The organism is Streptomyces sp. NPDC059524, assembly GCF_042749255.1.
Classification (GTDB): domain Bacteria; phylum Actinomycetota; class Actinomycetes; order Streptomycetales; family Streptomycetaceae; genus Streptomyces; species Streptomyces xanthii.
Genome location: NZ_JBHYTK010000040.1, coordinates 48,197 through 53,975, shown reverse-complemented (window position 1 = coordinate 53,975; position 5,779 = coordinate 48,197). Strand labels below are relative to the sequence as shown.

Here is a 5,779-nt window from a genome sequence, read left to right as displayed (position 1 = left end):
GCGCGGGGCAGCGCGTTGGAGTCCGCCCCGCGCCGGCCGGCGGCGCGCTGTCCGTACCTGTTGTTTCGCGTCGTGCTGGAGCTTCTCGATCCTCGCGGTGTCAGGACGCGCGGGCGCAGCCGCCCTGTGCGCAGGCGTCCAGCCAGGTGTTCCAGTCGGCGTCGTAGCGCGTTCCGATGGTTTCCGTCAGATGCCGCCGCGCACCCGCCCAGTCACCGGCGCGATAGGCGCTGAGCACGGTGTCGAGGTCCGACGGGTGCTCCTCCAGCATGTAGCGCACCGCGAGATACCCCCAGCGGTAGACCCGCGTGGTGTCCGCGTTCTCGTACGTGGTGGCGAAGAGTTCGCTCAGCCGGTACGTCTTCTTGCCGGCCTCCGCGACGGCCTCCTCGTACCGCAGCCCGCGGTACGTGTACGAGACGTACTCCGCGAATCCCTCGATCCACCACACGGTCGGCGTGGACGTGCCGTCCGCGAAGTCGCCGTACATGTCGAAGCGCCCGTCCAGGTAGTGCGTGTACTCGTGGTTGAGGTTCCAGATCTGGAAGTCCGGGCGGGTCCACTCCGCCTCGTAGGCGATGAAGCGCGGCAGGTTTCCCTGCACGGAGGGGTCGCCCTCGAGGTACATGCCGCCGTTGTCGGTGCTGATGCCGAAGATCACCCCGCCGTACGTCTGGTAATCGGTGCTCGAGTCGAAGACGACGACCTCGATGCGGGTGTTGTGATCGTCCTGCACCGGCCCCGGGTCCCGGGCGACCTGGTGGAAGAAGGCGTCCTGGCCGTTGAGGCTGTCGCAGGCGGCCGTGAAGTCGCCGGCAGACATGTCCTGCGCGACCACGGTGATGCTGTCGCTGCAGCTCTGCCGGTCGGTGAGGACAGCGTCGCGCAGCCGCTGCGGGAGATCGCACACGCCGTACTCGGCGCAGTTGGCCTTGTCGTAGGCGTCGGCCATCTCGGCGACCCCGACCCAGAGCCCGGCGGTCGGGCCGGTCATCTCGGAGACGTCCAGCAGCTCCCTCATCAGCGGCCGCACCTTGTCCGCGAGGCCCGGGTACTGCACGAACCGGGCGAGCTCGCGGCCCGCGTTGGACACCAGGTACGAGCGCTCGCCACCCAGCATCGAGACGTGCTCCACGGCGAAGGCGCGCAGCGTGTCGAGCACCCCCGGATCGGCCTCGACGGCCGCGACGAAGTCGGGTATCTGATGGCCGCGCCAGAGCACCGTGTACACGTTGTTGACCGCGTTGAGCATCCACCACTTGTCGTCGTACGAGGAGTCGTAGCCGGTCAGCATGCGCTCGACCACGGGCAGATAGCGGGCGTTCTGCTCCGAGCTGTCGATCAGTGTGATCGCCTCGGCGAGGGTCTCGCCGTTGGCGTCGGTGACGTCCCGCGAGTGTTCGGAGGCGAAGAAGGCGTCGAGGCCGCCTTGGATCGCGGACTCCAACTGGGGCCCGTATTCGCCTACATCGGGCTCGTTGTACCAGTGCACGTAGTAGCCGGCTCGCAGATACAGAACCGTCTGCGGCATGCCGGTACTGCCGTCGCCCGGGTATCCGGCCGAACCGTCGCGCAGCGCGTTCGCGACCGTCACCATCTGCTCCTGGCGGAACGCGCCGGCCGCGTCCGAACCGGTCAGCGAGAACAGGGTGTTGATGCAGTCGGGTGTGGACGTCCGGATGTGGGCGACGAGTTCGGCGCCCGTGCTGCCGGTGAAGTCGCTTGTCGAGCACTCGGCCGCGCGGCGCTTGCCGCGCAGGTCGCGTAGGGACGGCCGTGGATGCGAGGGCTTCGCGGTGGACCGTTCGCCGTGCTCGCGGGTGAGGGTGTCCTTCGAGGCGGGCAGGGGCGCCCGCTCTTTCACCGGCAGCGGGTTGCCGCCGGGGTGGTCCGGCGTGGCGGAAGGATCGGCGGGGGAGGGGCCGGGGTCCTCGGTCCCGTCCGCGCTCGCAGGGGTGAGGGCGGCGATGGGCGACGCGGCACCTTGCGTTTGCGCTGTGCTCTGGGCGTCCGGGGCTATGCCGACGCTGAGTGCCAGGGTGAGAGCGAGCGCACCCGTGCACACCGCTCGGGCGAGGCAGCGGCGTGGGGTGCTTCTTCGATCGTGACCATGCATCCGGGATCTCCTGTGGGGGGTGTTGATCCAACGGCCGCACGAGCGCGCGATGTTGATTTTTGATGTGAACACGCCAGTGCGATGTGCCAGTACAATTTCACATGGCACTGGGCTTGAGAAGGTGCCGAGTCGGCCAAGGTTCGGACGGCGGTCGGCCACAGGAGCCGCCGGGTTGGGTCGCGTCAGCTCCCGGCTCGTCGAGAGGGGGCGGAGTGGCGCAGGTCAACCGTAAGATCAGTACGATCGCCGTTCGCGCCGCGCCCGAGCACCACACCGGCAGGCGCGGAACTCCGCCGGCCCATGAGGAGCAGTGTGTGTCCACGCCCGCAGACCGCGCGCTGAAGCTGCCCGCCGTGCCGGCCCGGCGCAGCATCCGCGACCACGTCGCGCACGCCCTGCGCGCCGCGCTCGTCGCGGGGGAACTCCGCCCGGGACAGGTGTACTCGGCGCCCCAACTCGCCGCCCAGTTCGGCGTGTCCGCGACGCCCGTACGCGAGGCGATGCTCGACCTCACCCGTGAGGGCATGGTCGAGCCGGTACCCAACAAGGGCTTCCGCGTCACCGAGCTGACCCAGCGCGATCTGGCCGAGTACGTCGCGGTACGCGAACTGATCGAGGTGCCCACCGTAGGCGTGGTGGCACGGACCGGTGACCCCGAACGCCTAGAAGAACTGCGGCCGGTGGCCCACGAGATCGTGGACGCGGCCCGAGCCGGGGACCTGGTGGCCTTCCTCGAAGCGGACCGCCGCTTCCACCTCGCACTGCTCGAACTCGCGGGAAACCGCCGCCTGGTGGAGGTCGTCGGCGCCTTGCGCGGCCATTCCAGGCTCTACGGGCTGGCGGCTCTCGCCGAGGCCGGCCGGCTCATGGAGTCGGCCGAAGAACACGAGATCCTCCTCGACCTGGTGATCGCCCGCGACGCCCCGGCCGCCGAGTCCCGCATGCGCACCCATCTGCGCCGCCTCGATGCCCAGGCCAAAGACCCCGCTCCATGAGCGTGCTCAGCGCTCAGCCACTGCGACCTGGTGACGCCGGAGGGCGCTGGCGATCCCGAGCGCAGTTGCGAGCGGGATCGCCGGCGTCGGGTTGAGGGGCGTCATCCGATGACGGCCTGGATCTCCCGCTGGATGATCTCCTGGAACGGCACGTCGTCGTAGTTGCCGAGGATGACGCCGACCCAGCCGGTGTCCGGGTAGATGTTCCAGCTGGCGACGCTGCCGGGGTTGACGCCGGCGCGACCGTTCACCCACTGACCGCTGATCAGACTCACCGGCATCATGTAGGCCCCGAACGACGCGTCGGCGGAGGCGGCCGGGCCCCCTCGCAGGCCGCCTCCTTGCGGCGCGTGAGGGATCTTGGGGCCCGTGAGCAACTCGGCGTAGGGCCGGTCCAGAAGCGTGCCGTCGGCCAGCGCGTGCGCGAAGCGGACCAGGTCGGGTGCGGTGGCGAATCCGCCGTCCCCGGGAGGATCGATGAAGCCGCGTGCCGGGTTCTTGCCCAGTTGGTACGGGTCCGGGCTGCCTTTGTCCAGGTTGCGGACGGCATCGACCCGGCTGCCGTCGGCCTGTCGCATGTACGAGTGCGCGAGGTGCTGGTCGGTGAGCCACTGCGGCCTGGTGAAGAACGCTGTGTCGGTCATGCCGCAACGCCTGAAGATGTGTTCCTCGACGTAGTCCCAGTACGTCGTGCCGGTCACGGCCTCCACGATCAGCGCGGGGATGGCGACCTCCGCACCGGCGTGGTCGGTGGGCGTACCGGGGGCGGCCACCGGCTTCGCCTGCCGAGCCCATCCCTCGTAGAACTCGCGCACCTCCTCACGGCTCTGGAAGACGCGTCGCAGGTCTTCTTCCGGGGTGTCGAGTCCCGAGGTGCCGGAGAGGAGATGGTGGATGGTCACCTTCTCGGCGATGTCCTTGGCGAAGCCGGAGAGATAGGTGCCCAACGTGTCCGAGAGCCGTACCTTGCCCCGCTGTGCCAGTTGCAGGACGGCCACAGCGCCGAACGGCTTGCCCGCCGAGGAGAGATTGAACGCGACGCCCTCGTGGTTGCGGATCCCCTTCTCCTTGTCGGCCATGCCGTAGCTGCGTGACAGCACCGTCCGGCCTCGGTGGGACAGCATCACCACGCCGGAGAACTTGTCCTCTGCGGCGAGCTTCGCCACGTAACGGTCGTAGTCTCCGCCAGGGCGGGTGGCGGGAGGAATCGCATGAGGATCAGGAGCGAAGTCGGCCGGGGTGGCGTGGGCGGGGCGAACTGCCGCCAGTGGCGTCGCGGCCGCCGCCGCACCCGCCGCTGCCATCCCACCCCATCCGAGTAACTGCCGCCGATCCACGCCACGTACGGAATCCGAGTCCATGATCACGTCCCTTCCTGTTGGACGAACCGGCCCTTGCCGCAAGGTGGTTCGTACCTTCAGTGAAGGACGAGGAGTGTTGCGCCGGCGTATGCGCATTTCCATACGCTCGCGATACTCCAGGACGTCGGCGCCTCGCAGGCGCAACCTGCGGTGATTACTGCGAAGGCGCCCATCAGGAGCCTTCGACGAGAATGAGGCTGCGCAGGACCGCGTGGTCGGTGTCGGCACCCTCGATCGTGAACCGGATGCCGGCCGGGAGCCCTTCGGGAACGAGAGCGCTGTCGACCACGTGGCGGGGCCGACCGCTCGTGAGATGCTGCGGGGCTGGTGAAGAAGTTGCTCCAATTCGAGGTCGGGGAAGAACCGGCCCTGCAAGGAAGAGGCGTAGCGGTGGACAACCTCGCGAAGTGGCTCGGCGCCCAGCTCGACGAGGACGCGAGCAACGCGAGCAGCTGGCACACCCTCGGGTGCGACATCCACGCCTACCTTGAAGGCGACGCCGAGTCGGTGAAGGCCACCATGGCGATGTTCCACGCGGCGCCCGGCGCCGTGTGTGACTGCGGGGTCCCGGCGCGGGTGCTGCGCGAGATCGATGCCAAGCGGCAGCTGCTCGTCCTGCACGCACCTGAGCGGGCCGTCGTGGAAGGGGCGGACGACCAGAGCGGGATGGGCGAAACCCAGGTCTGCCGGACCTGCGGCAACCGGGCCGTCGAGCCGTGGGTGAACCGGCGCCCCCTTGAGGGGGAGGGCGATGAAGTAGCTGAAGGTGTCGCACTTCCCTACGCCGTTGCGCCCTGCGCGACGCTTCGTCTGCTCGCCCTGCCCTACGCGGACCGTCCCGGCTACAACGAGGACTGGCGGCCGTAGTCCACTGACGGGTCGGCCCCGACGGCCGCCCCGCCGAGCTCGCTGATCGTGTCCTGGGACATCGTGGACTGGAAGTGGGTTCCGTGGTCCGTGATTGTGTCGGCGGCGGGCCCGAGCACCGCCGCCTCCGACGTGGACGGGCCCTCGTCAGCGACGGCAGGGGTGGCCAGGGACGCGGCGGAGGCGGAGAGGAGGAGCGCGAGGCAGACTCGCGTGGTGGTGTGCATACTCCGTCCAACGTTCTTGAATCGGCGAGGGCACGCGCGCAGCCGCCGGCCCCGGGGCTCGACGATAGGTACGGAGGGACCTCCGCGGTGGTGACGACAGCCGTGGTGGTGACGACCGCCATGGTGGTGACGACCGCCGTGGGGGGGGGGGGGGGGGGGGCGCGGGGGGGGGCCGCCCCCCCCCCCGCGCGCCCGGCGCACCACACCGCTCGA

5 protein-coding genes are annotated in these 5,779 nt (G+C 69.5%); 2 read left to right on the top strand and 3 right to left on the bottom strand.

Annotated features, from left to right (window positions below):
- Nucleotides 1-100: 100 nt before the first annotated feature.
- A complete protein-coding gene (locus ACFW9D_RS14455) occupies nt 101-2,116 on the bottom strand; it encodes a collagenase (protein ID WP_384621724.1) in 2,016 nt (671 codons plus the stop codon).
- A 314-nt stretch (nt 2,117-2,430) separates the two neighbouring features.
- Between ACFW9D_RS14455 and ACFW9D_RS14450 the strand changes: the two genes are divergently transcribed.
- Nucleotides 2,431-3,111 carry a GntR family transcriptional regulator gene (locus tag ACFW9D_RS14450; RefSeq protein WP_384621721.1) on the top strand — a complete coding sequence of 227 codons (681 nt, stop codon included), beginning with the start codon at nt 2,431-2,433 and terminating at the stop codon, nt 3,109-3,111.
- A 101-nt stretch (nt 3,112-3,212) separates the two neighbouring features.
- Here ACFW9D_RS14450 and ACFW9D_RS14445 read toward each other — a convergent pair whose 3' ends face one another.
- The gene (locus tag ACFW9D_RS14445) at nt 3,213-4,277 is read right to left on the bottom strand and encodes a serine hydrolase domain-containing protein (protein ID WP_384621718.1); all 1,065 of its coding nucleotides are present in this window, start codon (nt 4,275-4,277) and stop codon (nt 3,213-3,215) included.
- 585 nt (nt 4,278-4,862) lie between these two features.
- Between ACFW9D_RS14445 and ACFW9D_RS14440 the strand changes: the two genes are divergently transcribed.
- A complete protein-coding gene (locus ACFW9D_RS14440) occupies nt 4,863-5,339 on the top strand; it encodes a DUF6221 family protein (RefSeq protein WP_384621715.1) in 477 nt (158 codons plus the stop codon).
- Here ACFW9D_RS14440 and ACFW9D_RS14435 read toward each other — a convergent pair.
- A complete protein-coding gene (locus ACFW9D_RS14435; protein WP_384621713.1) occupies nt 5,315-5,566 on the bottom strand; it encodes a hypothetical protein in 252 nt (83 codons plus the stop codon). The two genes, ACFW9D_RS14440 and ACFW9D_RS14435, sit on opposite strands and share 25 nt — an antisense overlap.
- Between the last annotated feature and the right edge of the window lie 213 nt (nt 5,567-5,779).